A 23,072-nucleotide genomic window follows, 5' to 3' on the forward strand; every position below is an offset into this window, starting at 1 on the left:
CAAGAGGCGGCCCATTCGCCCTTGGTCTTAGGCCGATGGGAGCACAAAGCTCGCCATGGGCGCGAGATCCAGCCTGGCAAAGACCATCTCCCGTCCTGTCACCAGGGTAAGCGGCAACCCGAGCCCCTTGAGCAGAGCCAGCATGGGGCGATTCTGGCCGAGCACTTCCGCCGTCCACTCCCGGATCCCCTCCCCGTATGCCAGCCGCGCAAGCGCCAGCAGGATGCGACGCCCGGCGCCGCGATGCTGAAAATGATCCGCGACGATGCAGGAGAACTCGGCCCTGTCCGGGTGCAGGCGCCGGCGAACGGACTGGGCCATGGCAAGCGGCCCCCCCTGCTCGTCGGTCAGCAGCAATCCTATCTGGGGTTCTCTGGGGTAGTCGAGAAAGAAGGCGAGCTGCTCGGCCGTCGCAGGCTGCTTGGCCCGCATGAAGCGCAAATAGACGCTCTGCTCGCTCAGGGCGTCATAGGCCGCGCTTATTCGCTTCGGGTCGCTGCCCGCCAGCTCCTGCAAGCGGCAAGTCAGCCCCCCCACCACCATCGTCATCGGCAAGGCGGCCCGTGAGGCGGGAGCCGTCCAACCCGACATTCCCTGCCACAAGCGCGGCTCATCGAGCGGCCAGCAAAGATAGCGAGCCATTTACCAGCGCCCTGCCACGCCGCGATCCTGCCACTGGGCGGCATCCTGCAGGTTGAAGGGGTCGTCGAGGTAGAGCGCGATGCCAAGCTCCCGGGAGCGCTGGATGAAGCGGGCCAGCAAGGAGTCGGCAGCCATCGCCTCCAGTTCGGGCAGCAGGTGTTGCCCGAGCAGCAAGGATTGCAACGGCAGACGCTCGATGAGATCAAACGGCAGGTGCTGGGCATGATCGAGCAGCAGCGCGAGTCTGGCCCCCGCGAGGCTCGCCTGCAGCACCAGGGCGAAACGGTCCGCCTGGCTCAGCAGGTGATCCCGTCGGTGGATGACCAGGGTGAGTTCGCTTGCTTCTCGTCCATGCTGCTCGAGCCAGAGCTTGAGCGGCTCCCAGTGAGGGGAAAGACCGCTCAGGCTCAGCCAGATCGGCAGCGTGCAGGAAGCCGCATCTGCCAGCAGCCCAAGCTGTCCTCTCGCCTCTCCCTGCCAGCTACGCACGGTGCGCTTGAGCCCGCCCAGCCTGCGCTGACGCTGGGGGCCAAGATAGAGCATCTTGAGCAGACGCAGCAGATCGTCGCTTTGCAGCGGCTTGGCCAGGGCGGCCAGCACGTTGAAACCCGCATCGTGCAGGAGACGCCGGGCGCCGTCTATCAGGGTCTGATCATGAGCGGAGAGCAGGATGATGGGCAGACCGCTGTGGCGATACTGGGGATGGCTCATCAGCAGGCTGATGGCATCCTGCTCCGCTAGGCTGAGATCACAGATAAGCAATCTCACGCCCCCCTCTTCCAGCGCCTTGAGGCACCCTTCGCCATCCTGAACCCAGTGGCAGGGCAACCCCAGTCCCTGGATCTCCTGCTGAATGCAGGCTCCCTGGAAGGGGTGATCTTCGAGCAGCAGGATCTGGCACTGGGCGAGCCAGGCACGCCACCCCTGCTCCCGTGCCTGCAACCCCTCGAGCCAGGGATCGCTGAGGCGATAGATCCCCGCCCCGGGAGCCAGCAGATGAGGCAGATAGTCGGCCCCCTGATGAGAGGCAGGATCAAACAGGGCGATGGCCCCGGCGGCAAACAGCCCTTCCCATTGCCAGCCGGCATCGGGTCGGGTGCGGTGCAGATTGGCATAGGCCGGCAGGCCCGCCCCCTTGACCGCCTGATGGGAGACAGCGTCCAGGGCATAGACGCTGACCGGGTAAAACGTTGGCTCCTGGCTGTCATCAGACTCCAGCAAGGCCATCAACTCTTCATCTGTGATGATCATGTCATGCTCTCTCGCCCAGTTGTCGGCAGACCTCTTCCACGCACTGCCTCAAGGCGACTCCAAGGGGATGTCCGGGGGCCTCCTGCCAACGGTCGATCACCTCTACCAGGGGGGTAGCCCCCACCATTTTGGCGGCCCCCTTCATCTTGTGTAAAGCCGTATTGAGGGCCTTCTCGTCCCCTTGTGTGACACACCGCTCAATGTCGGCCAGATCCTGGTGAACCGATGCCAGATAGATGTCAACGAGGGCCGGGCTGAGGGACACGGGCAGGGAAAGGGCTGCCGTTGGCTGCGGTGCCTTCCCCCCTTCATGGGGGCCAAAGACGGTACGAAGCAATACGGCCAGATCCCTGAGCAAGACGGGTTTGTCCAGATGGCCCTGACAGCCGCATTCCGCCAGTCGCTGCGCCGCCGGCTCGCTAAGATCCGCGGTGATCACGTAGACGGGTAGATGCTGCCAGCGTTCATCGGCGTGCAATTGCCTGCAGAGCTCGGCGCCGTCCATCACCGGCATCTGCAGATCCGTCAGCACCAGATCCACCGACTCCGATTGCAGGATCTCCAGTGCCAGACGGCCATTGGCCGCGCTCAATACCCGGGCCCCCAGCTGACCCAGCTGCATGCTGATCAGCATTCTGTTCACCTCGTGATCTTCCACCAGCAGCACCCGCCTGCCTGCCCCCGGCAGGTCCGTGATCTCCTCGGCGCCACGGACGAGTCTGGGTTGCAGCAGGCTGACCACGGAGCCCGGGATCCAGGGTTCCCCCTGCCAGTACCAGGCGCGCAAGCCCCCATCGTCCTGCATGGCCCCAAGGCAAGGTGCCGCCGGATCCTCGGCCACGCCAAACTCTGCGAGCCAGGCCCGCATATATTCGAGCTCCCCGGGCAACAGTTGCAGGGAGACCGTCTTGACGCGCGGTTGCCAGGGCGCCTTCTCCTGCGCATGCCTGAGGGGCAAGGAACAGAGGAAACGGCTGCCCCCGCGAGCCAGAGGTTCAACCCGGATCTCGCCCCCCATCTGTTCCATCAGCTGACGGCAGATGGCCAGCCCAAGCCCGGTCCCCTGGGCTCTGGGCTGGCCAGGCTCCTCCCCTTGCTCGAAGGGCTGGAACAACCGGGGCAACAGCTCGGCACTGATCCCGGGCCCCTCGTCATCCACCCCGCACAAAATCCACTCCCCTTGCCGCCGGGCCCAGAGCACCACCTCTCCCTGCTCGCTGAACTTGATGGCGTTGGAGAGCAGGTTGTGCAGCACCTGTTGCACCCGGTGGGGATCGAGTTCCATCAAGGCGGGCAGCGCCGGGTCGAGCGCCAGGCGCAGTTGCAGATGGCGGGATCGCGCCTTGGACCAGTGCACCGCAGCCACGTGCTCGCACAGCTCCACCAGATCCGTGGGCTGTACGGAGAGGCGCAACTGACGCGTCTCGTTGCGGCTGAAGTCGAGCACATCGTTGAGCAGTCCGAGCAGTTCATTGCCCGCCTGTCTGACATGGGCCAGAACCGAGGCCTGCTCTGCATTGAGTTCGGTCTGTTCGAGCCACTCCAGCAGGCCGAGCATGGCGTTCATGGGGGTGCGGATCTCGTGGCTCACGGCGGCCAGGAAGCGCCCCTTGGCAAGCACGGCCTGCTGGGCCTGCTCGTGGGAAAGCTGCAGGGAGTGCTCCTGCTCCACCCTGGCCGTCACATCCTGCACCACCCCGTAGATCCGCCACCCCTCCCCCTGACGGCGCCCCCTGCCGGAAAATTGCAGCCAGCGGGTTCCCTTGGCGGGGTGCTGATAGCGCAGCAGATGGGAGAAAGGTCGTCCGGCTTGCAGCATGGCCAGCATGGGGGCTCGCATCTCGCGCCTGTCCTGGTGGGAGATGCGAGTCAGGGTCTCGTTGGGATTGACCCGGATCTGCTGGCTCGCCAGCCCCAGCAGCTCGTGACTGCCCCGGCTCACAAACTCCACCCGGGTGATGGCTCCCCCCAGCAGGGTGAATTGCAACACCACACCGGGCACCGTATTGGTGAGGGCGCGCAGGCGCCGCTCCGCCTGACGCAGCAGGCGGGTACGTTCGCGCAGGGCGCTGATGTCGGAGAGGGCGATAAGATCCCCTGCCGGTGCCTGGGGCCCCAGTCGCAAAGGGATCTGGGCATAGGAGTAGACCTGCTCGTGCAGCGCCAGCTCCCCTTCGGCGCCCTGCAACTGGGGCGCGGGCAGCACCAGATCGGCGGCGTAGCGCGCCTCCATGCGCTTGGCCCGCTTGTTGCGCTTGATCACCTCCCCCTTGTCATTGCGCAAGAACACGGGAACGGGGAGCGCCTGGAAGAGAGACTCCCTGAACTTGCTTTCCAGCGCCAGCGCCTGCTCTACCTTGTGACGCTCGCGGGCCTCCTGGGCCAGTTGCTGGCGGGATCGCCAGACTGACCAGATCACCGCCATGCTGATCAGCAGTGCCAGCAACACGGAGCCAAGCCAGAAACCGTAGCTGACCCCTTCCTGCTGGTTGACCACTAGGCGGCGCCAGCGTTGCACCAGCTCGTCTACCTGCCGATCATTGAGGGTCATCAGGCTCTGATCCAGCACCCCTGCCAGGCTGGTCTGTTCCGGCCGGATGGCAAAACCGAGGCCGAAACGCTCCGGCAATTCGGTGATGGTCAGCTCGCTCAACTGGTTGTTTCGAATGGGATATTGGAGCTGGTACAACTCCGCCAGCATGGCCTGGGCATCCCCATGCCGCACCGCCGCCAATCCCTGCAGCAGGTTGTCGGTCACCTCCCACTCATGCTGGCCGAACCGGGCAAGCAGGCCGGGATCATAGAGCATTCTCGGGACCACCACCTTGCCACTGACGTCCACGAGGGAGACAGGCCCCCTCTTGCTGCGACTGACCAGGGCATAGCGGCTGGTCGCCACCATCCTGGTGAAGTCGAACTCCTTGTTCAGGGCGGCGGACTCCATCAGCCCGACCATCATGGCGGCATCGCCACTGCGCAGCAATGCCAACGCCTCCTCCCGGCTAGCGGCGGGCACCAGCTCGAAGCGCAGTCCCGTCTGCCGACTCACTTCCCGCAAGACGTCCGCACTCCAGCCAATGAGCTCTCCCTGCTGGTTGACGCCGCTGTATGGCATGAAACCGGGATCCGCCACCATCTTGATGGTGTGGGCCTTGCCGACCAGCCAGGCCTGCTCCTTGTCGGTAAAATGCAGGGGATTCACATCTTGCTCACCCTGAGGCAGATACTTGCCCAGATCCCGGTAGAGACTGCCCGGCGGCAAATAGCGGATGGCCGTATCCACCAGCTCCAGCAACTCGGGCTGGTTGCGCATCATCAGCCGGTAGCTGATGACCAGATCGTCGCTGCGAAGACGGCGAAGGCGCAGCCCTTCATCCGGGAATTCCCGCATCAGGTAGCGCAGTTGCAGATAATCGCCGAGATAGGCGCTGCCCTTGCCGGCCACCAGGGCACCATACCAGTTCTCGGCATCGGTCAGCAGTTGCTGGGATGAACCAGGATAGAGACGCTTCAGGGTCTCCTGGGCCTGCCAGATGGGTGACACCAGAAACTGCGCATGATCGAGCTCACCCCGATAGAGGATGGCGGACTCCGCTTCCATCATGGCCCGGCTCAAGACGGTATCGCTCGAGTTCGACCGGGCAGGCCCGACGTGAGGAATGAGATCGCAGCGCCCGTTCAGCAGATCCTGCGTCACGGCTGCCCAGCTCGGCCGCTTCTCGACATGCACCGGTACCGGCAACAGCTCTGCCAGCCGCGTCATGCGATCGATAAGCAGGCCCCCCTCCGCCTCCAGATAGGGAGGACGTTGCAGGGCCGGGTAACAGAAGGTCAGTCCGGTGAGCGAATCGGCATAAGCCTGGGCATCCGGTGACAGCGGGAGTATGGCGGCACGCAGTGGCAAGGCCAGCAGCGCGCCGGACAACAGAAGGATTTTTATCATCGGAACGGAAAAGCCAGGCGATTGCCTGGCTTTTTGTCACTCGTTGGGTTCAACATTTTCTACCCTGGCCTTGAGCTTCTGGCCGGGCCGGAAGGTCACCACACGACGGGCGCTGATGGGAATATCCTCCCCCGTCTTGGGGTTGCGTCCGGGACGCTGGTTCTTCTCGCGAAGATCGAAGTTACCGAAGCCGGAAATCTTGACCTGTTCGCCACGCTCGAGCGCCTGTCTGATCTCCTCAAAGAAGGCTTCCACCATATCTTTGGCTTCACGCTTGCTCATCCCGAGCTGGGTGAACAGGTGCTCTGCAATGTCGGCTTTGGTAAGCGCCATAGATCAATCCCTCAAGGATGCATTCAACTCTTCACCGAGGGCCCGCACGACATTGTCCACGGTCTCGGCGATCTCTTTCTCCTCCAGGGTGCGCTGGGTGTCTTGCAACACCAGGCTGATGGCCAGGCTCTTCTTGTCCTCTGCCATACCAGCGCCCTGGTATACGTCGAACAAGTTTATTCCAACTAACTGATTTCCGCCAACTTTTTTAATTACTGCCAGAACGTCGCCTGCCAGGATCTGTCTGTCAACCACCACGGCGATATCGCGACGGTTGGCCGGGAACTTGGATACTTCGGCAGCAACCGGCACCTTGGCCGGCGTCAGTTTGTCCAGCTCCAGCTCGAACATGACAGCGCGGCTCTTGAGCCCCAGCTTCTTCTCGAGGCTCGGGTGGATCACGCCGATGTGGCCGATCACGACGCCATTGCGCAGAATGGCTGCGCTCTGGCCCGGATGCAGGGCACTGTGCTCGGTGCGCTCGAAGGTGAAGGTAGCCCCTTCAGCTGTCAGATCCAGTACCGCTTCCAGGTCACCCTTCAGATCGAAGAAGTCGACGGGACGGGCCTTGACATCCCAGTGCTCGTCCCCCTGGTTGCCGGTGATGATGCCGGCCAGCATGGGCTCCTGACGGATGCCGTTCTCGGCATTCTCGTCCTTGATGAAACGCAGGCCCTGCTCGAACAGGCGCACGCGCGGCTGCTGACGGTTCTGGTTGTAGACCACCGCCTGCACCAGACCCGGGAACAGAGAGACGCGCATGGCGGACATCTCGACCGAGATCGGGTTCGGCAGCACGATGGCATCGCTCTGCGGGAACAGGGTTTGCTGGGTCTTGGGATCCACGAAGCTGTAGGTGATCGCTTCTTGGAAACCGCGGTCAACCAGCAGGTCGCGCACCCGCTTCAGGGTCACCTGCCCTTCAGCCTGCTCCACCATCGCGAGGGATGCGGCGGGTTTGAGATTCGGTATGTTGTTGTAGCCGTAGATGCGGGCCACTTCCTCGATGAGGTCTTCCTCGATGGCAATGTCGAAACGCCAGGAGGGAGCCAGCGCGGTCCAGCCGTCAGTATCCACGGTTACCTGCATGCCCAGACGAGTCAGGATCTCGACCACCTGCGCATCCGCCACGCTGATGCCGATCACCTTGTCGAGCTTGGTGCGGCGCAGCTTGATGGGGGCAGCCTTGGGCAGATGGGCATCGGATTTGACTTCGATGACCGGACCCGCTTCACCGCCGCAGATGTCCAGCAGCAGACGGGTGGCACGATCCATCACCTTGGCCTGCAGCTCGGGATCCACCCCGCGCTCGAAGCGGTGGGAAGAATCGGTATGCAGACCGTAGGCACGGGCACGGCCGGTGATGGAGAGCGGCGCGAAGAAGGCGCACTCCAGCAGGATGTCGGTGGTGGTCTCGGAGACACCGGTGCGATCGCCGCCGAAGATGCCGGCCATGCAGGCAGGGCCTTTGGCATCGGCAATCACCAGAGTAGTCTCTTTGAGCTTCACTTCGTTGCCATCGAGCAGAGTCATCGGCTCGTCGGCCTTGGCGCGGCGCACCACCAGTTCCCCTTCAAGCGTCGCCAGATCGAAGGCGTGCATTGGCTGACCGTATTCCAGCAGCAGGTAGTTGGTGATGTCAACGATGGCGTCGATGGAACGAATACCGCCACGGCGCAGCTTCTCCTGCATCCAGAGCGGGCTCTGGGCGTGCAGGTTCAGCCCCTTGATGACACGGCCCAGATAACGGGGGCAATCTGCCGGCGCTTCAACCCGGATCGGGAAGGTAGCATCGATAGTGGCAACAGCCGGCGCCCAGGTCGGCTCGACCACGTCCACGCTGTTGAGCACGCCGATTTCACGGGCCAGACCCGCGATGCCTAGGCAGTCGGCACGGTTCGGGGTCAGATCCACATCGATGCTGACGTCGTTAAGCGCGAGGTATTCACGAATATCGGTCCCGATGGGGGCATCCAGCGGCAGCTCGATGATGCCATCAGCCTCGACGTCGATGCCCAGCTCGCTGAAGGAGCAGAGCATGCCGTGGGACGGCTGGCCGCGCAGCTTGGCTTTCTTGATGGTGAAATCACCCGGCAGGGTCGCCCCGACCTTGGCCACGCACACTTTGAGGCCGGCACGGCAGTTCGGCGCACCGCAGACGATGTCCAGCAGCTCGGCCTCGCCCACGTTGACCTTGGTCACCCGCAGCTTGTCCGCGTCCGGGTGCTGGGCGCACTCGACCACTTCACCCACGACCACATTGTTGAACTGGCCGGCCACCGCTTCCACGGCGTCCACTTCCAGACCGGCCATGGTGATCTGCTCGGCCAGTGCATTGTCACTCAACTCGGTGCGGACCCACTCCATCACCCAGGATTTACTGAATTTCATGTTCTCTCGCCCTTACTTGAACTGCTTGAGGAAGCGCAGGTCGTTTTCGAAGAAGGCACGCAGGTCGTTGACCCCGTAACGCAGCATGGTCAGGCGCTCAACGCCCATGCCGAAGGCAAAGCCGGAGTATTTTTCCGGATCGATGCCGACCGAACGCAGCACGTTCGGGTGCACCATGCCGCAGCCCAGCACTTCCAGCCACTTGCCGTTCTTGCCCATCACGTCCACTTCGGCGCTCGGCTCGGTGAACGGGAAATAGGAAGGACGGAAGCGAATGGTCAAGTCTTCCTCGAAGTAGTTGCGCAGGAAGTCGTGCAGGATGCCTTTCAGCTCGGTGAAGCTGGCATGCTCGTCGACCAGCAGGCCTTCGACCTGGTGGAACATCGGGGTGTGGGTCATGTCGTAGTCGTTACGATAGACGCGGCCCGGCGCGATGATGCGGATCGGCGGCTGCTGATGTTCCATGGTGCGGATCTGCACACCGGAGGTGTGGGTACGCAGCATCAGATCAGGATCGAAGTAGAAGGTGTCGTGATCGGTACGCGCCGGGTGGTGAGCCGGGATATTCAGCGCATCGAAGTTGTGGAAGCCATCTTCAATCTCGGGACCACGGGCAACCTTGAAGCCCATCTCGCCAAACAGGCGCTCGATGCGCTCGATGGTGCGGGTCACCGGGTGCAGACCGCCATTCTCGATGCGGCGGCCCGGCAGGCTGACGTCGATGGTCTCGGCGGCCAGCTTCTGGTTCAGCACGGCGACTTCGAGGGCTTCACGACGCGCGTTCAGGGCATCCTGAACCTGCTGTTTGGCCTGGTTGATCACGGCGCCCGCTGCGGGACGCTCTTCAGCGGACAGGGCGCCCAGTCCCTTCATCTGCTCGGTAAAAAAGCCCTTTTTACCCAGATATTTGACCCGGATTTCGTCGAGGGCGGCGATGTCGCTTACGCCCTCAATTTCGGCCTTGGCCTGGCCGACTACTTCTTCAAGCTGTTGCATGTCTTCCTCGTCACCACTCCCGGAACAGGAGCCTTTAGGCTAAATAAGGTCAAGAGGGGAATAATACAAAAAAAGCCCCTTGGCTGACCATAGTTATGACGGGCTTTTCTCCCTGCAAATCATTTTGTTATATGGAGAAAGCCACAAGCCAGATGCAACAGGATTGAGACAAGCGTTGTTTGTTCTAGTTTGTTGGCATATGGAAGGATAAAGCATTCATGAACGTGGCATGCTACCTGCCAACGCTCAAAAATGAGCAACAAAAAAGGAGGCCTGAGCCTCCTTTATTTTTATAACAGAGCTGGATTAGACCAGAGCTGCTTTAGCTTTTTCAACCAGGGCGGTGAAAGCCAGCTTGTCGTGAACGGCGATATCGGACAGGATCTTGCGATCGATCTCGATGGAAGCCTTCTTCAGACCGTCGATCAAACGGCTGTAGGACAGGCCGTTCTGACGGGCTGCAGCGTTGATACGCGCAATCCACAGTTGACGGAACTGACGCTTCTTCTGGCGACGGTCACGGTAGGCATACTGACCAGCTTTGGTTACCGCTTGTACCGCTACGCGGTAGACACGGGAACGGGCGCCGTAGTAACCCTTGGCGGCTTTCATTACTTTCTTGTGACGAGCGCGAGCGGTCACACCACGTTTAACTCTTGGCATTTTTCACATCCCCCCTTATGCGTACGGCAGACAAGCGACAACACGTTTGTGGTCGGCAGCGGAAACAAAGAACTTCGGTCCCAGCTGACGCTTACGCTTGCTGCTCTTCTTGGTCAGGATGTGACGCAGGTGGTTGTGCTTGCACTTGAAGCGACCTGAGCCAGTCTTCTTGAAGCGCTTTGCCGCGCCCCGGTTGGTTTTCATCTTCGGCATTTCATACTCCGCATTGTGAGTGACAACAAAATCGCAAGGCGAACCGACTCATGGGGCCAGCCCCATGAGTCAATTTCTTGTGGGCCTTAAGATTTCTTCTTGGGTGCGAGGACCATCACAGCTTGACGGCCTTCGACTTTCGGGAACGATTCGACTACGGCCAGCTCTTCCAGATCGTTCTTGACGCGCTCGAGAACCTTGATACCAAGATCCTGGTGGGCCATTTCACGACCACGGAAGCGCAGGGTGACCTTTGCCTTGTCCCCGTCTTCCAGAAAGCGAACCAGGTTGCGTAGTTTTACCTGATAGTCGCCTTCGTCTGTGCCAGGACGGAATTTGATTTCCTTGACCTGGACGACTTTCTGCTTTTTCTTCTGTTCTTTGGTGGTCTTGCTCTTTTCGTAGAGGAATTTGCCGTAATCCATGATCCGGCAAACGGGCGGCTCAGCGTTCGGACTGATCTCGACCAGATCCACTCCTGCCTCAAGGGCCAAGTTCAGCGCATCCTGAATGGAGATGATGCCAATGGCTTCACCATCCAGACCAGTCAGACGAACTTCTTTCAGACGGATCTCTTCATTGATCCGGTGAGCGCGGGCTTGCGGTTGCTTGCCCAGTTTTTTTCCGCCTTTTATAGCTTATTCCTCCACTTTCTTTTGTCCGCGGGTCTGAACTTCCTGGGTCAACAGAGCAATCAGCTCTTCAACAGGATAAGAGCCCAGGTCAGCCCCTTTACGAGTACGCACTGCAATCTTGCCGGCTTCTACTTCTTTGTCGCCGCAGACCAGCATGAAAGGTACCCGCTTCAAAGTATGCTCGCGGATTTTAAAGCCAATCTTCTCATTTCTCAAGTCCGCTTTTGCGCGAAGGCCCGCATCATTCAATGCCTTGGCAACTTTCACAGCATAATCGGCCTGGTTATCCGTGATATTCATGACCACGGCCTGGGTCGGCGCCAGCCAGGTCGGGAACAGACCGGCGTACTCTTCCGTCAGGATCCCGATGAAGCGCTCCAGCGAACCCAGAATGGCGCGGTGGATCATCACGGGGATGTGACGCTCGTTATCTTCGCCCACATAGGTGGCGCCAAGACGGCCCGGCAGGGCAAAGTCGAGCTGCACGGTACCACACTGCCAGGCACGATCAAGGCAATCGTGCAGGGTAAACTCGATCTTGGGACCGTAGAAAGCCCCCTCGCCCGGTTGCAGGTCGTACTTCAGGCCGTTGAGTTCCAGCGCCTCGGCCAGCGCGGCCTCGGCACGATCCCAGGCTTCATCAGAGCCGATACGCTGCTCCGGACGGGTCGAGAGCTTCACCACGATGTTTTCGAAACCGAAGGTGCCGTAGACGTCATAGACCATGCGGATGCACGCAGACACCTCTTCCATGATCTGCTCTTCGGTACAGAAGATGTGGGCGTCATCCTGAGTGAAGCCCCGTACCCGCATCAGGCCGTGCAGGGAGCCTGACGGCTCGTTGCGGTGGCAGGAGCCGAACTCGGCCATGCGCAGGGGCAGATCGCGGTAGGATTTCAGACCCTGGTTGAAAATCTGCACGTGACCCGGGCAGTTCATCGGCTTGATGGCGTACTCGCGGTTTTCGGACTGGGTGGTGAACATGGCCTGGGCGTATTTCTCCCAGTGACCTGAACGCTCCCACAGCACGCGATCCATCATGAAGGGGCCTTTCACTTCCTGATAGTCGTACTCTTTGAGCTTGCCGCGGATGAAAGTTTCCAGCTCGCGGAAGATGGTCCAGCCGTCGTTGTGCCAGAACACCATGCCCGGCGCTTCTTCCTGCATGTGGTACAGGTCGAGCTGCTTGCCGATCTTGCGGTGGTCGCGCTTGGCGGCCTCTTCCAGACGCTGCAAATAGGCCTTGAGCTGCTTCTTGTCGGCCCAGGCGGTGCCGTAGATGCGCTGCAGCATCTTGTTGTTGGAGTCGCCGCGCCAGTAGGCGCCGGACATCTTCTGCAACTTGAAGTGGTGGCAATGACGCATGTTGGGCACGTGCGGGCCGCGACACATGTCGATGTACTCTTCGTGATGATACAGACCGGGCTGGTCATCACGGGCAATGTTCTGATCCAGGATCTCGACCTTATAGGTCTCGCCACGGGCTTCGAACACGTCACGTGCTTCCTGCCAGGAGACCTTCTTCTTGATGACGTCGTAATCCTTGGCGGCCAGCGCCAGCATGCGCTCTTCCAGGGCAGCCAGATCTTCGTCGGTCAGGGTGCGGTCGAGATCGATGTCATAGTAGAAACCGTTATCGATGACGGGACCGATGGCCATCTTGGTCTGGGGCCAGAGTTGCTTGATGGCATGACCCAGCAGGTGAGCACAGGAGTGGCGCAGAATGTCCAGACCTTCTTCGTCTTTGGCGGTGATGATGGCCAGGGAGGCATCGGTTTCGATCAGCTCACAGGCATCCACCAGTTCACCGTTTACCCGACCGGCAATGCACGCCTTGGCGAGACCGGGACCAATGTCCGCGGCCACATCCATGACGGAAACGGCGTGGGCAAATTGACGTTGGCTGCCGTCAGGCAGAGTAATGATTGGCATTAGGTGTTTCCTTATACAGTGGTGACCCCTACCAAAGGCCACATGCAGGTTGGAGAAACCCTTTCATGTCCAGCTGTTCACTCCCGAGTTTCACCGTTCACAATACGGTTGGTACACGGCAGTGGCACACCATATGGCGTGTGCAAGGCCATCCATTGAGAGGTACAGCGGGGGATTGTATCAGACGCGACAACCCAGACAAGCTGTCTTGGCGATTTTGCATACCGCCTAAGCGCGGGTGTCAATCTGTCGTACTTGCGAGGGCGCCCTTCTGCTGCCATACCCTGTACCAGATTGAGGCGTCAGCCAAAGCAAGGAGAGCATGATGTACACCTACGACATTTCATTTCCGGAGCATGCAGAAAAGCTGGTTCATCCGGATCACCTTCTCACGACTCACTGTCCCGTCCATATCGGTGAGCTGGTGATCCTGGGTGATGGCAGCAAGCGGGAGGTATGCAGCATCGTCCACAGTGCCGAGCGCAGTACCCTCTATGTCACCGAAGTGACGCCCGGCAAAGTCACCGCCAGCCGTTGATCCCTAACCGGCGTTCAGAAAAGAGTGGCCATTGAAATCGAAGGCGCTGCGCCCCTCCTCGGCCAGCGCCATCTCCTGCAACACCTGGAGTGCCATCTTGTTGCCCTTTTGCGAGGCCTGATAGAGCCACTGCTTCGCCTCGGCCAGTTCAACCCGCCCGTTGACCCCCATCAGGTGCAGGATGCCCACCTTCAGCATGGCGGGCACATCACCGTTCCTGGCTGCCAGCTCCATCCAGCGAAACGCCTCGTGCAGATCCCGCTTCACCCCGGCCCCGCGCAGATAGACCTCTCCCAGCCGATACTGGCCGAAAGCGTCCCCCGCCTGCGCAGCCTGACGATAGAGTCGGATGGCGCGATCCATATCCTGCTCGCTCCCCTGCCCCACTTCATGGCTCCAACCCATCAGCGCCTGTGCCCGTGGCTGGCCCTGCTCCGCCAGCGGCGACCAGATCCGGGTCGCCTCATCAAAGTGCCCTGTCCGCCAGGCGCGGTTGGCCGCCGCCAGCTCCTGATCGGTGGAGAGCGGGATCAGACGCCAGATGACCAGCGCAATGAGGGCGATGAAGAGCCAGCGGGCAGTAGTAGGTTGCATGACATTTTCCGTGATCTGGTTCGCATTTCGTCTATGTAAACGAAATGTAGCAACAGATCAAGCAGGAGATCACCCGGGTTCACCCTCTTTCATGGGGTCGCTCTTTGCGAACTTGCAGTTTGACGGGCTACACAGCAAAATAACTGTATATATAAACAGTGCATTGGTGATGTGATGGCAGGACGAGGCGCGAACCACAATGTCGAGCACCGCTTCAGCGGCCCGCAAATCGAAACCGTTGACGACGGCTGGAGTCAGAGCGACTGGGACGCGGCATTTGCCGCCAGCGCTCCCCGTACCGAGGTGACGGAGATCAGCGCCCGCAGCATCATCAGCTACAACGATTCGCCGGATCTTCCCTTCGGTCGCTCCATCAATCCCTATCAGGGGTGCGAGCATGGCTGCATCTACTGCTATGCCAGACCCAGCCACGCCTACCTTGAGCTCTCCCCCGGGCTGGATTTCGAGAGCAAGCTGTTTGCCAAAATCAATGCTGCCGAGCTGCTGCGACGGGAGTTTGCCAAGCCAGCCTATCAGCCACAAACCATCGTGCTGGGGGCCAATACCGATCCCTATCAACCCATCGAGCACCACTATCGCCTGACTCGCGAACTCCTGACGGTGATGCTGGCTCATCGCCATCCGGTAGGGCTCATCACCAAGAGCGCCATGATCCTGCGCGACCTCGATCTGCTGACCGAGCTGGCCCGGGAAGGGTTATGCCAGGTGATGGTGTCGGTCACCACCCTCAATGAGACGCTGAGGCGACAGCTGGAGCCCAGGGCCAGCACGGGGGTTGGGCGGATCAAGGTGATCGAACGACTGGCCAAGGCCGGTGTGCCGGTCGGCGTGCTCGCCGCCCCCATGATCCCCAGGCTCAACGAGCCGGAACTGGAACAGATCATCAAGGCCGCCGTCGACGCCGGGGCGGGCTGTGCGGATTACATCTTGCTGCGATTGCCCCACGAGCTCACCACCCTCTTTTGCGACTGGCTCGATACGTACTATCCCGGCCAGAAAGAGGCGATCCTCAACCAGCTGCGGGCAAGCCGGGGTGGCGCACTCAACAGCGCCACCTTTGGTAGCCGCATGCGAGGTGAAGGACAGTTTGCCGACCTGCTCGCCCAGCGCTTTCGCCTGATCAGCAGGCGGCTGCAACTGGGCAAGCGCCATATAGCACTCAATACAGCCGCCTTCATCCGCCCGGGCGAGCAGTTGCGTCTGTTCTGAGCACCGTCAGCCCCGTGTTCTCGGCGGGCAGCTCCCCGCTGGGTGGCGCTGTGCAATCAGCTCCGCAGGCAGGCGTGATGGCTCGTGCGCCACCTCCTCCTCATCCACCCTAAGGCGCGCCTTCTCCTGCCCTCCCCACATCCGGCTCCACCAGATCTCCCACATTACCCAGCTCGTCATAACAGTGCTCCTGGCAAGCGATGCCTGCCTCTGTGGTGGCCTCATTCAACGCAGGCAGCATGGCTGGCCGTCATGACAGGGCCATGACAGCCGAGTGAAGGAATCGTGTTGATGCGATGGGGTCAACCCTGCATATCAGGAATATGACGCCGTGGCAGGCAGGGCTGCATGCACGGCAGACGGAGCCGGGCACCAGAGAAGAGAGCTGCTGGGCAAGCACAAGGACGGGGAGAGCCTGCGGTGAGGCGGACAAAAAAAGAGCGACCATCAAGGTCGCTCTTTTGCACCGGACAAAGGGGGACGATTACTCGTCGCTCGCCTCCCCGGTATCGACGGCGCCAGCGTCCGCTGCGGTGTCGGTGCCTTCAGACACCTCCCCTTCAACAGCCAGGGCCTCGGTTTCCTCTTCGTCGCTCTCGGCAACACGCTGCAGGCCGACCACGGTCTCGTCTTCACCGGTACGGATCAGACGCACACCGCCGGTGTTGCGGCCGATGACGCTCACCTCGGACACCCGGGTACGAACCAGGGTACCGCCGTTGGTGATCAGCATGATCTGGTCGGTATCTTCGACCTGGATCGCATCGATCACCTTGCCGTTACGCTCATCCACCTTGATGGAGATGACGCCCTGGGTACCCCGGCTCTTGGTCGGGTACTCGTCCAGCGCGGTGCGCTTGCCGTAGCCGTTCTCGGTGGCGGTGAGGATGGCACCATCGCCACGGGGTACGATGAGGGAGACCACCTTGTCACCGGCGCCCAGCTTGATGCCGCGCACACCGGCAGCGGTACGACCCATGGGACGTACGCCCTTGAAGGTGCCCTTGCTTTCGGTGCCTTCGCCGTTGTCACTGCCATCATCATCGTTGCCGGCGTCGTCGTCGGTGTCGACTTCGTCAGTGGCATCGGCATCGGCGCGACCGCTGCCTTCCGCGAAGCGAACCACCTTGCCCGCATCGGAGAACAGCATGATCTCGTTGCTGCCATCGGTGATGTCCACCCCGATCAGCTCATCACCCTCTTTGAGGTTGATGGCACGGATACCGGAGGAGAGCGGACGGCTGAAGTCAGACAGGCTGGTCTTCTTCACGGTGCCGTTGGCGGTGGCGAAGAAGACATACTTGTCGGCGTCATATTCTTTCACCGGCAGGATGGCGGTGATGCGCTCACCCTCATCCAGCGGCAGCAGGTTGATGATCGGACGACCGCGGGCGCCACGGGACGCTTCCGGCAGCTGATACACCTTGAGCCAGTAGACCTTGCCACGGGTGGAGAAGCACAGAATGGTGTCGTGGGTGTTGGCCACCAGCAGACGCTCCACAAAGTCCTCTTCCTTGATCCGGGTGGCCGACTTGCCACGACCACCGCGGCGTTGGGCCTCGTAGTCCGAGAGCGGCTGATACTTCACATAGCCCTGGTGAGACAAGGTAACGACCACGTCTTCCGGGGTGATCAGATCTTCGATGTTGATCTCGGCACTGGACATGCTGATCTCGGTGCGACGCTCGTCGCCGTACTGCTCGCGCACGGCCAGCAGTTCGTCACGGATCACTTCCATCAGGCGTTCCGGGCTTGCCAGGATGTGCAGCAGCTCGGCGATGAGATCCAGCAGAGATTGATACTCTTCCAGAATCTTCTCGTGCTCGAGGCCGGTCAGCTTGTGCAGACGCAGGTCAAGGATGGCCTGGGCCTGGATCTCGGTCAGGAAGTACTGCCCTTCACGGATGCCGAACTCCGGCTCCAGCCACTCGGGGCGAGCCGCGTCGTCGCCCGCTTTTTCCAGCATGGCGGCCACGTTGCCGAGCTCCCAGCCCTTGGCTACCAGGGCGGCTTTCGCATCCGCCGGGGTCGCACTGTGGCGAATAAGCTCGATGATGGGGTCGATGTTGGCCAATGCCACCGCCAACCCTTCCAGGATGTGCGCCCGATCCCGCGCCTTGCGCAGCTCGAACACGGTCCGGCGGGTCACCACTTCACGGCGGTGCAGCAGGAACGCATCCAGGATCTCTTTGAGGTTCATCACCTTGGGCTGGTTGTTGTCCAGCGCCACCATGTTGATGCCGAACGTGGTCTGCATCTGGGTGTGCTTGTAGAGATTGTTCAGCACAATCTCGCCGGACTCGCCGCGCTTGATCTCGATGACGATGCGCATGCCGTCCTTGTCGGACTCATCGCGCAGGGCGCTGATGCCCTCGATTTTCTTCTCTTTGACCAGCTCGGCGATCTTCTCGATCAGGCGAGCCTTGTTCACCTGATAGGGGATCTCGTGGACGATGATGGTCTCGCGACTGGTCTTCTCGTCCACTTCCACCTCGGCCTTGGCCCGCACATAGACGGAGCCGCGACCGGTACGGTACGCCTGCACGATGCCGGAACGGCCGTTGATGATGCCGCCGGTGGGGAAATCCGGGCCGGTGACATGGGTCATCAGCTCGTCAATGGTGAGGTCGCCGTTTTCGATCAGCGCCAGGCAACCGTTGACAATCTCGGTGAGGTTGTGAGGCGGGATGTTGGTCGCCATGCCCACCGCGATACCGGAGGAGCCGTTGACCAGCAAGGTGGGGACCTTGGTGGGCATGACAGCCGGGATCATCTCGGTGCCGTCGTAGTTAGGCACCCAGTCCACGGTCTCTTTGTCCAGATCGGCCAGCAGCTCGTGGGAGATGCGCGCCATCCGCACTTCGGTGTAACGCATGGCCGCGGCGTTGTCGCCGTCCACCGAACCGAAGTTGCCCTGACCGTCGACCAGCATGTAGCGCATGGAGAAATCCTGCGCCATGCGGACGATGGTGTCATACACGGCGCTGTCGCCATGCGGGTGATATTTACCGATTACGTCACCGACCACACGGGCCGATTTTTTATAGGGCTTGTTCCAGTCGTTCCCCAGCTCGTTCATTGCATACAGAACGCGGCGGTGAACCGGTTTCAAGCCATCACGCACATCCGGCAGAGCTCGTCCTACGATCACGCTCATGGCGTAATCCAGATAGGAACTCTTGAGCTCTTCTTCGATGTTGACCGGCGTGATCTCTCTGGCCAGATCGCTCATAGAAAGCCTTAATCCCTAATTAGTTGTTCTTTGGCTTAAACAGCGCGACATGGTAACACACTGAGCCAAATACATTAAGCCACAAATCCGATGAGCACATCGGGCTGGTGCGACGAGGTCGGTCCGTTATAATGCGCGCCAGGACAATAGATTGCGCGCGCCCAGCCCGCTGCGCGCCTTGCCACAGGATCATCAAAACATGAATAGTGATGCCAATGTCGATCTGACAGAAATCGCCAAATTTGAAGCCATCGCCTCCCGCTGGTGGGACATGGAGGGCGAATTCAAGCCGCTGCATCAAATCAACCCGGTGCGCCTTGACTGGATCACCGACAAGAGCGGCGGCCTGTTTGGCAAGCGCGTGCTCGACATCGGCTGCGGTGGCGGCATCCTCTCCGAGAGCATGGCCCGCCGGGGGGCCCGGGTCACCGGCATCGACATGGGCAAGGAACCCCTCGGCGTCGCCCGCCTGCACGCGCTGGAACAAGGTGTGGAGCTCGAGTACCGCCAGATCACCGCCGAAGCCCACGCCGATGAAGCGCCTGGCCAGTATGACGTGGTTACCTGCATGGAGATGCTGGAGCACGTGCCGGACCCGGCCTCGGTGCTGCGCGCCATCGCCATCCTGGTACGACCGGGGGGCAAGGTGTTCGTCTCCACCATCAACCGCAACCCCAAAGCCTATCTGATGATGATCCTCGGGGCCGAGTACCTGATGAAGATGGTCCCCAAGGGCACTCACGATCACAAGAAGTTCATCACCCCCGCCGAACTCTGTCGCATGGGGGAAGCGGCGGGCCTGCTGGTGCGGGACATGAGCGGCGTTCACTACGCCCCGCTCTCCAACAGCTTCAAGCTCGGCAAGAATGTCGACGTCAACTACATGGTGGCGTTCGAGCGCCCGGAGCAAGGCTGATGAGCACACCTCACCCGATGCCCCTGCGCTGCGTGCTGTTTGATCTGGACGGCACCCTGCTCGACACCGCCCCAGACCTTGGCGCCGCCGTCAATCACGTGCTGATAAGCGAAGGCTTTGCCCCGCTCTCTGACGACATCATCCGTCAGACCACCTCCCACGGGGCCCTCGGGCTGCTCAGGGCCGGTCTTGGGGACGAGCTGCTGGAGGAGCTGGGGGCCACCCGCCTTCGCACCGCCCTGCTCGACTACTACGCCGCCAACCTCTGCGTCGGCACCCGTCCCTATGAAGGCATGGTGGATCTCATCGAGTGGCTCGACGAGAAAAAGCTGCCCTGGGGCATTGTCACCAACAAGCCGGGTTTTCTCACCGAACCGCTCTTGGCAGCCCTTCCCGAACTCGCCAGTTGCGGCGTGACGGTGAGCGCCGACACCTTGCCGGTGCGCAAGCCCGACCCCGCCCCCATGTTCTTTGCCTGCGAGCGGCTCGGTATCGCGGCGAGCCAGTGTCTCTATGTAGGGGATCACGTGCGAGACATCGAGGCTGGCCGCAATGCCGGCATGCGTACCGCGGTGGCTGGCTGGGGTTATCTCAATGATGACGAGGATCCGGCCCTCTGGGGCGCCGATCTTCACTTTGATACCGTGCAGGCCCTGCACCACTGGCTGCGTTACGAGCTGAGCTGACACGTTCATTGCCCATGACCGACAAGGCATCCGGATAGAGGTGGATCTGCGGGGCAACTTTGATGATGTCCCGATGGCCATGTGGGCATCGGCCCCGGCGCGCAGCTCCCCCCGCAGCACACCAGAGGGATCCCGGACGATCCCTCTTTTTATGGGCTTGGCAACCCCCCGAACGGCGTAACAGGACACCTTTTGACCCTGACTGCACAAGGGATGAGCAGGCCGGATTTGCTAGTAAAAACACCCTGCTTTCGCAAGCAAAAAAAGTTATTTTAATTTTCCATCTTCGATCGCCGGACTTGCATTTGACGGATCGGACGGATGAAAACCCGTTCGCTGTGAGCGTCCACTAACTCCCGTCCCGACACCCACAATTTATCCACAGCTAATGCGTTATCCACAGATTGCATTACCGCATCGACCTCACTATCTTGTAGTTCGCATTAAAAATAACACTACATCTTGTGATTCATCGCACAATCCCTGCCCAGTTTCCCTCGACAGACGGAGCCGGGTTGCGCCATTGTGCGATGGCTTTTCGGGAATCAACCGATACCGGCAGGTATCAATGAAAGGGGTCATCAGCCAATGAACTTGTTTGTGACGAAGCGTAACGGACACAAAGAACCCATCGATCTGGATAAAATTCACCGTGTGCTCGACTGGGCTGCCGAGAAGCTCGACAACGTGTCGGTCTCCCAGGTGGAGCTCAAGTCCCACATCCAGTTCTATGACGGTATCCGTACCGCCGACATCCACGAGACCATCATCAAGGCTGCTGCTGACCTCATCTCCGAGCAAAGCCCGGACTACCAGTACATGGCTGCCCGTCTGGCCATCTTCCACCTGCGCAAGAAGGCCTACGGCCAGTTCGAGCCGCCCCACCTGTATCAGCACGTCGCCAGACTGGTGGACATGGGCAAGTACGACAAGCACCTGCTGGAAGACTACACCCAGGCGGAATTTGAGGAGCTGAACGGCTACCTCGATCACTGGCGCGACATGGACTTCTCCTACGCGGCGGTCAAGCAGCTCGAAGGCAAGTACCTGGTACAGAACCGCGTCACCGGCGAGATCTACGAGAGCCCGCAGTTCCTCTACATCCTGGTAGCGGCCTGCCTCTTCTCCAAGTATCCGAAAGATACCCGTCTGGACTACATCAAGCGCTTCTATGATGCGGTCTCGACCTTCAAGATCTCCCTGCCGACCCCGATCATGAGCGGCGTGCGCACCCCGACCCGCCAGTTCAGCTCCTGCGTGCTGATCGAGTGTGACGACAGCCTGGATTCCATCAATGCCACCGCCAGCGCCATCGTGCGCTACGTTTCCCAGCGCGCCGGCATCGGCATCAACGCTGGTCGCATCCGTGGTCTGGGCAGCCCCATCCGTGGCGGCGAAGCCTTCCACACCGGCTGCATCCCCTTCTACAAATACTTCCAGACTGCGGTGAAGTGCTGCTCCCAGGGCGGCGTGCGCGGCGGTGCGGCCACCCTGTTCTACCCGCTGTGGCACACCGAGGTGGAGAGCCTGCTGGTACTGAAGAACAACCGCGGCGTGGAAGAGAACCGGGTCCGTCACATGGACTACGGCGTGCAGATCAACAAGCTGATGTACCAGCGCCTCATCAAGGGCGGTGACATCACCCTGTTCTCCCCGTCCGATGCACCAGGTCTCTATGACGCCTTCTTCGCGGACCAGGACAAGTTCGAAGAGCTCTACGTCAAGTACGAGCAGGATCCGGCCATTCGCAAGAAGACCCTGAAGGCGGTGGATCTCTTCTCCCTGATGATGCAGGAGCGCGCCGGTACCGGTCGCATCTACATCCAGAACGTGGATCACTGCAACACCCACAGCCCGTTCGACCCGAGCGTGGCACCGGTGCGCCAGTCCAACCTCTGCCTCGAGATTGCGCTGCCCACCAAGCCGCTCAACAACGTGGATGACGAGGACGGCGAGATTGCCCTGTGCACCCTCTCCGCCTTTAACTTGGGCGCCATCGAGAAGCTGGAAGATCTGGAAGAGATGGCCGAACTGGCCGTGCGCGCTCTGGACGCCCTGCTCGACTATCAGGACTACCCGCTCAAGGCCGCCAAGAAGGGCAGCATGAACCGCCGCACTCTGGGGATCGGCGTCATCAACTACGCCTACTACCTGGCGAAAAACGGTGCCCGCTACTCCGATGGTTCCGGTCTGGCCCTGACCCACCGCACCTTCGAGGCGATCCAGTACTACCTGCTGAAGGCCTCCGTGCAACTGGCCCGCGAGTTCGGCCCCTGCCCGGCCTTCAACGAGACCACCTATGCCCAGGGTATTCTGCCCATCGATACCTATAAAAAGGATCTGGACACCCTGTGCAATGAACCCCTGCACCTGGACTGGGAAACCTTGCGCGAAGAGATCAAGACCGTGGGTCTGCGCAACTCCACCCTGACCGCCCTGATGCCGAGCGAGACCTCCAGCCAGATCTCCAACGCCACCAACGGCATCGAGCCGCCCCGCGGCCTGGTGTCGGTGAAAGCCTCCAAGGACGGCATCCTCAAGCAGGTGGTGCCGGAGTACCACCGCCTGAAGGATCAGTACGAACTGCTGTGGAAACAGCCGAGCGTCGACGGTTACCTGCAGCTGGTCGGCATCATGCAGAAGTTCGTGGATCAGGCGATCTCCGCCAACACCAACTACGACCCGGCCCGCTTCGAAGGCAACAAGGTGCCGATGAAGCAGTTGCTCAAGGACTTGCTGACCGCCTACAAATACGGTCTCAAGACCCTCTACTATCACAACACCCGTGATGGTGCCGACGACACCCAGACCGATCTGCAAGATGACGGCTGCGCCGGCGGGGCTTGCAAGATCTAACCGCGAAACGCACTGATAAAC

At 60.9% G+C, this 23,072-nt stretch carries 18 protein-coding genes; 5 read left to right on the forward strand and 13 right to left on the reverse strand.

Features of this window, described 5'->3' with window-relative positions:
* Positions 1–27: 27 nt before the first annotated feature.
* The 10 genes from AB5Y47_RS12325 to thrS form a co-directional block, all read right to left on the reverse strand.
* Positions 28–642 (reverse strand): GNAT family N-acetyltransferase, encoded by a 615-nt coding sequence (locus AB5Y47_RS12325; protein ID WP_103261891.1) that lies wholly within the window; start codon positions 640–642, stop codon positions 28–30.
* Positions 643–1,893: a response regulator gene (locus AB5Y47_RS12330; RefSeq protein ID WP_039040767.1), complete on the reverse strand. Its 1,251-nt coding sequence runs from the start codon at positions 1,891–1,893 to the stop codon at positions 643–645.
* A 1-nt stretch (position 1,894) separates the two neighbouring features.
* Positions 1,895–5,818 (reverse strand): transporter substrate-binding domain-containing protein, encoded by a 3,924-nt coding sequence (locus AB5Y47_RS12335; protein WP_368220283.1) that lies wholly within the window; start codon positions 5,816–5,818, stop codon positions 1,895–1,897.
* A gap of 54 nt (positions 5,819–5,872) precedes the next feature.
* Positions 5,873–6,169, reverse strand: coding sequence for an integration host factor subunit alpha (ihfA, locus tag AB5Y47_RS12340; protein WP_005300715.1), 297 nt, complete (start codon positions 6,167–6,169; stop codon positions 5,873–5,875).
* A gap of 3 nt (positions 6,170–6,172) precedes the next feature.
* Complete coding sequence (gene pheT, locus AB5Y47_RS12345) at positions 6,173–8,560, reverse strand: phenylalanine--tRNA ligase subunit beta (protein WP_201926257.1); 2,388 nt, start codon at positions 8,558–8,560, stop codon at positions 6,173–6,175.
* A 12-nt stretch (positions 8,561–8,572) separates the two neighbouring features.
* The gene (gene pheS / locus AB5Y47_RS12350) at positions 8,573–9,556 is read right to left on the reverse strand and encodes a phenylalanine--tRNA ligase subunit alpha (RefSeq protein ID WP_041211447.1); all 984 of its coding nucleotides are present in this window, start codon (positions 9,554–9,556) and stop codon (positions 8,573–8,575) included.
* A 306-nt stretch (positions 9,557–9,862) separates the two neighbouring features.
* Positions 9,863–10,219 carry a 50S ribosomal protein L20 gene (rplT, locus tag AB5Y47_RS12355; protein WP_010674800.1) on the reverse strand — a complete coding sequence of 119 codons (357 nt, stop codon included), beginning with the start codon at positions 10,217–10,219 and terminating at the stop codon, positions 9,863–9,865.
* A 15-nt stretch (positions 10,220–10,234) separates the two neighbouring features.
* Entirely contained in the window at positions 10,235–10,432 is a 198-nt protein-coding gene (rpmI, locus tag AB5Y47_RS12360; RefSeq protein ID WP_005300673.1) for a 50S ribosomal protein L35, read from the reverse strand.
* 86 nt (positions 10,433–10,518) lie between these two features.
* Positions 10,519–11,049, reverse strand: a complete 531-nt coding sequence (gene infC, locus AB5Y47_RS12365; protein ID WP_266110168.1) for a translation initiation factor IF-3 — start codon at positions 11,047–11,049, stop codon at positions 10,519–10,521.
* Between the two features lie 21 nt (positions 11,050–11,070).
* Complete coding sequence (thrS, locus tag AB5Y47_RS12370; RefSeq protein ID WP_052815417.1) at positions 11,071–12,999, reverse strand: threonine--tRNA ligase; 1,929 nt, start codon at positions 12,997–12,999, stop codon at positions 11,071–11,073.
* Positions 13,000–13,324: 325 nt separating this feature from the next.
* Here thrS and AB5Y47_RS12375 point away from each other — a divergent pair, with 325 nt between their 5' ends.
* Positions 13,325–13,537 (forward strand): hypothetical protein, encoded by a 213-nt coding sequence (locus tag AB5Y47_RS12375; RefSeq protein WP_257692657.1) that lies wholly within the window; start codon positions 13,325–13,327, stop codon positions 13,535–13,537.
* Between the two features lie 3 nt (positions 13,538–13,540).
* Here the strand turns inward: AB5Y47_RS12375 and AB5Y47_RS12380 are convergent, their stop codons facing one another.
* Positions 13,541–14,131 carry a tetratricopeptide repeat protein gene (locus AB5Y47_RS12380; protein WP_164882852.1) on the reverse strand — a complete coding sequence of 197 codons (591 nt, stop codon included), beginning with the start codon at positions 14,129–14,131 and terminating at the stop codon, positions 13,541–13,543.
* Between the two features lie 174 nt (positions 14,132–14,305).
* On the opposite strand from AB5Y47_RS12380, the gene AB5Y47_RS12385 reads away from it, so the two are divergent.
* Positions 14,306–15,361: a PA0069 family radical SAM protein gene (locus AB5Y47_RS12385; RefSeq protein ID WP_216944284.1), complete on the forward strand. Its 1,056-nt coding sequence runs from the start codon at positions 14,306–14,308 to the stop codon at positions 15,359–15,361.
* 6 nt (positions 15,362–15,367) lie between these two features.
* Here the strand turns inward: AB5Y47_RS12385 and AB5Y47_RS12390 are convergent, their stop codons facing one another.
* Positions 15,368–15,541, reverse strand: a complete 174-nt coding sequence (locus AB5Y47_RS12390) for a hypothetical protein (RefSeq protein ID WP_216944285.1) — start codon at positions 15,539–15,541, stop codon at positions 15,368–15,370.
* Between the two features lie 304 nt (positions 15,542–15,845).
* On the reverse strand, positions 15,846–18,593 hold the full coding sequence (gene gyrA / locus AB5Y47_RS12395; protein WP_042017103.1) for a DNA topoisomerase (ATP-hydrolyzing) subunit A: 2,748 nt from the start codon (positions 18,591–18,593) through the stop codon (positions 15,846–15,848).
* 199 nt (positions 18,594–18,792) lie between these two features.
* Between gyrA and ubiG the strand changes: the two genes are divergently transcribed.
* The 3 genes from ubiG to nrdA all read left to right on the forward strand — a co-directional run bounded on the left by ubiG (position 18,793) and on the right by nrdA (position 23,051).
* The gene (gene ubiG, locus AB5Y47_RS12400) at positions 18,793–19,509 is read left to right on the forward strand and encodes a bifunctional 2-polyprenyl-6-hydroxyphenol methylase/3-demethylubiquinol 3-O-methyltransferase UbiG (RefSeq protein WP_201872694.1); all 717 of its coding nucleotides are present in this window, start codon (positions 18,793–18,795) and stop codon (positions 19,507–19,509) included.
* A complete protein-coding gene (locus AB5Y47_RS12405) occupies positions 19,509–20,195 on the forward strand; it encodes an HAD family hydrolase (RefSeq protein WP_201872696.1) in 687 nt (228 codons plus the stop codon). Before ubiG ends, AB5Y47_RS12405 begins: the two co-directional genes overlap by 1 nt.
* Positions 20,196–20,783: 588 nt before the next feature.
* Complete coding sequence (gene nrdA / locus AB5Y47_RS12410; RefSeq protein ID WP_039040757.1) at positions 20,784–23,051, forward strand: class 1a ribonucleoside-diphosphate reductase subunit alpha; 2,268 nt, start codon at positions 20,784–20,786, stop codon at positions 23,049–23,051.
* Positions 23,052–23,072: the final 21 nt, after the last annotated feature.

It is taken from the genome of Aeromonas sp. R7-2 (genome assembly GCF_040908105.1).
GTDB classification, from domain to species: Bacteria; Pseudomonadota; Gammaproteobacteria; order Enterobacterales; family Aeromonadaceae; genus Aeromonas; species Aeromonas caviae.

What these genes read in the sequence shown, in the direction of transcription:
- pheT (WP_201926257.1), bottom strand. Translation starts at nt 8,560, where the DNA reads ATGAAATTCAGTAAATCCTGGGTGATGGAGTGGGTCCGCACCGAGTTG.
- pheS (WP_041211447.1), bottom strand. Translation starts at nt 9,556, where the DNA reads ATGCAACAGCTTGAAGAAGTAGTCGGCCAGGCCAAGGCCGAAATTGAG.
- rplT (WP_010674800.1), bottom strand. Translation starts at nt 10,219, where the DNA reads ATGCCAAGAGTTAAACGTGGTGTGACCGCTCGCGCTCGTCACAAGAAA.
- thrS (WP_052815417.1), bottom strand. Translation starts at nt 12,999, where the DNA reads ATGCCAATCATTACTCTGCCTGACGGCAGCCAACGTCAATTTGCCCAC.
- AB5Y47_RS12405 (WP_201872696.1), top strand. Translation starts at nt 19,509, where the DNA reads ATGAGCACACCTCACCCGATGCCCCTGCGCTGCGTGCTGTTTGATCTG.
- AB5Y47_RS12380 (WP_164882852.1), bottom strand. Translation starts at nt 14,131, where the DNA reads ATGCAACCTACTACTGCCCGCTGGCTCTTCATCGCCCTCATTGCGCTG.
- ihfA (WP_005300715.1), bottom strand. Translation starts at nt 6,169, where the DNA reads ATGGCGCTTACCAAAGCCGACATTGCAGAGCACCTGTTCACCCAGCTC.
- AB5Y47_RS12325 (WP_103261891.1), bottom strand. Translation starts at nt 642, where the DNA reads ATGGCTCGCTATCTTTGCTGGCCGCTCGATGAGCCGCGCTTGTGGCAG.
- AB5Y47_RS12390 (WP_216944285.1), bottom strand. Translation starts at nt 15,541, where the DNA reads ATGACGAGCTGGGTAATGTGGGAGATCTGGTGGAGCCGGATGTGGGGA.
- AB5Y47_RS12330 (WP_039040767.1), bottom strand. Translation starts at nt 1,893, where the DNA reads ATGATCATCACAGATGAAGAGTTGATGGCCTTGCTGGAGTCTGATGAC.
- ubiG (WP_201872694.1), top strand. Translation starts at nt 18,793, where the DNA reads ATGAATAGTGATGCCAATGTCGATCTGACAGAAATCGCCAAATTTGAA.
- nrdA (WP_039040757.1), top strand. Translation starts at nt 20,784, where the DNA reads ATGAACTTGTTTGTGACGAAGCGTAACGGACACAAAGAACCCATCGAT.
- gyrA (WP_042017103.1), bottom strand. Translation starts at nt 18,593, where the DNA reads ATGAGCGATCTGGCCAGAGAGATCACGCCGGTCAACATCGAAGAAGAG.
- rpmI (WP_005300673.1), bottom strand. Translation starts at nt 10,432, where the DNA reads ATGCCGAAGATGAAAACCAACCGGGGCGCGGCAAAGCGCTTCAAGAAG.
- AB5Y47_RS12385 (WP_216944284.1), top strand. Translation starts at nt 14,306, where the DNA reads ATGGCAGGACGAGGCGCGAACCACAATGTCGAGCACCGCTTCAGCGGC.
- AB5Y47_RS12375 (WP_257692657.1), top strand. Translation starts at nt 13,325, where the DNA reads ATGTACACCTACGACATTTCATTTCCGGAGCATGCAGAAAAGCTGGTT.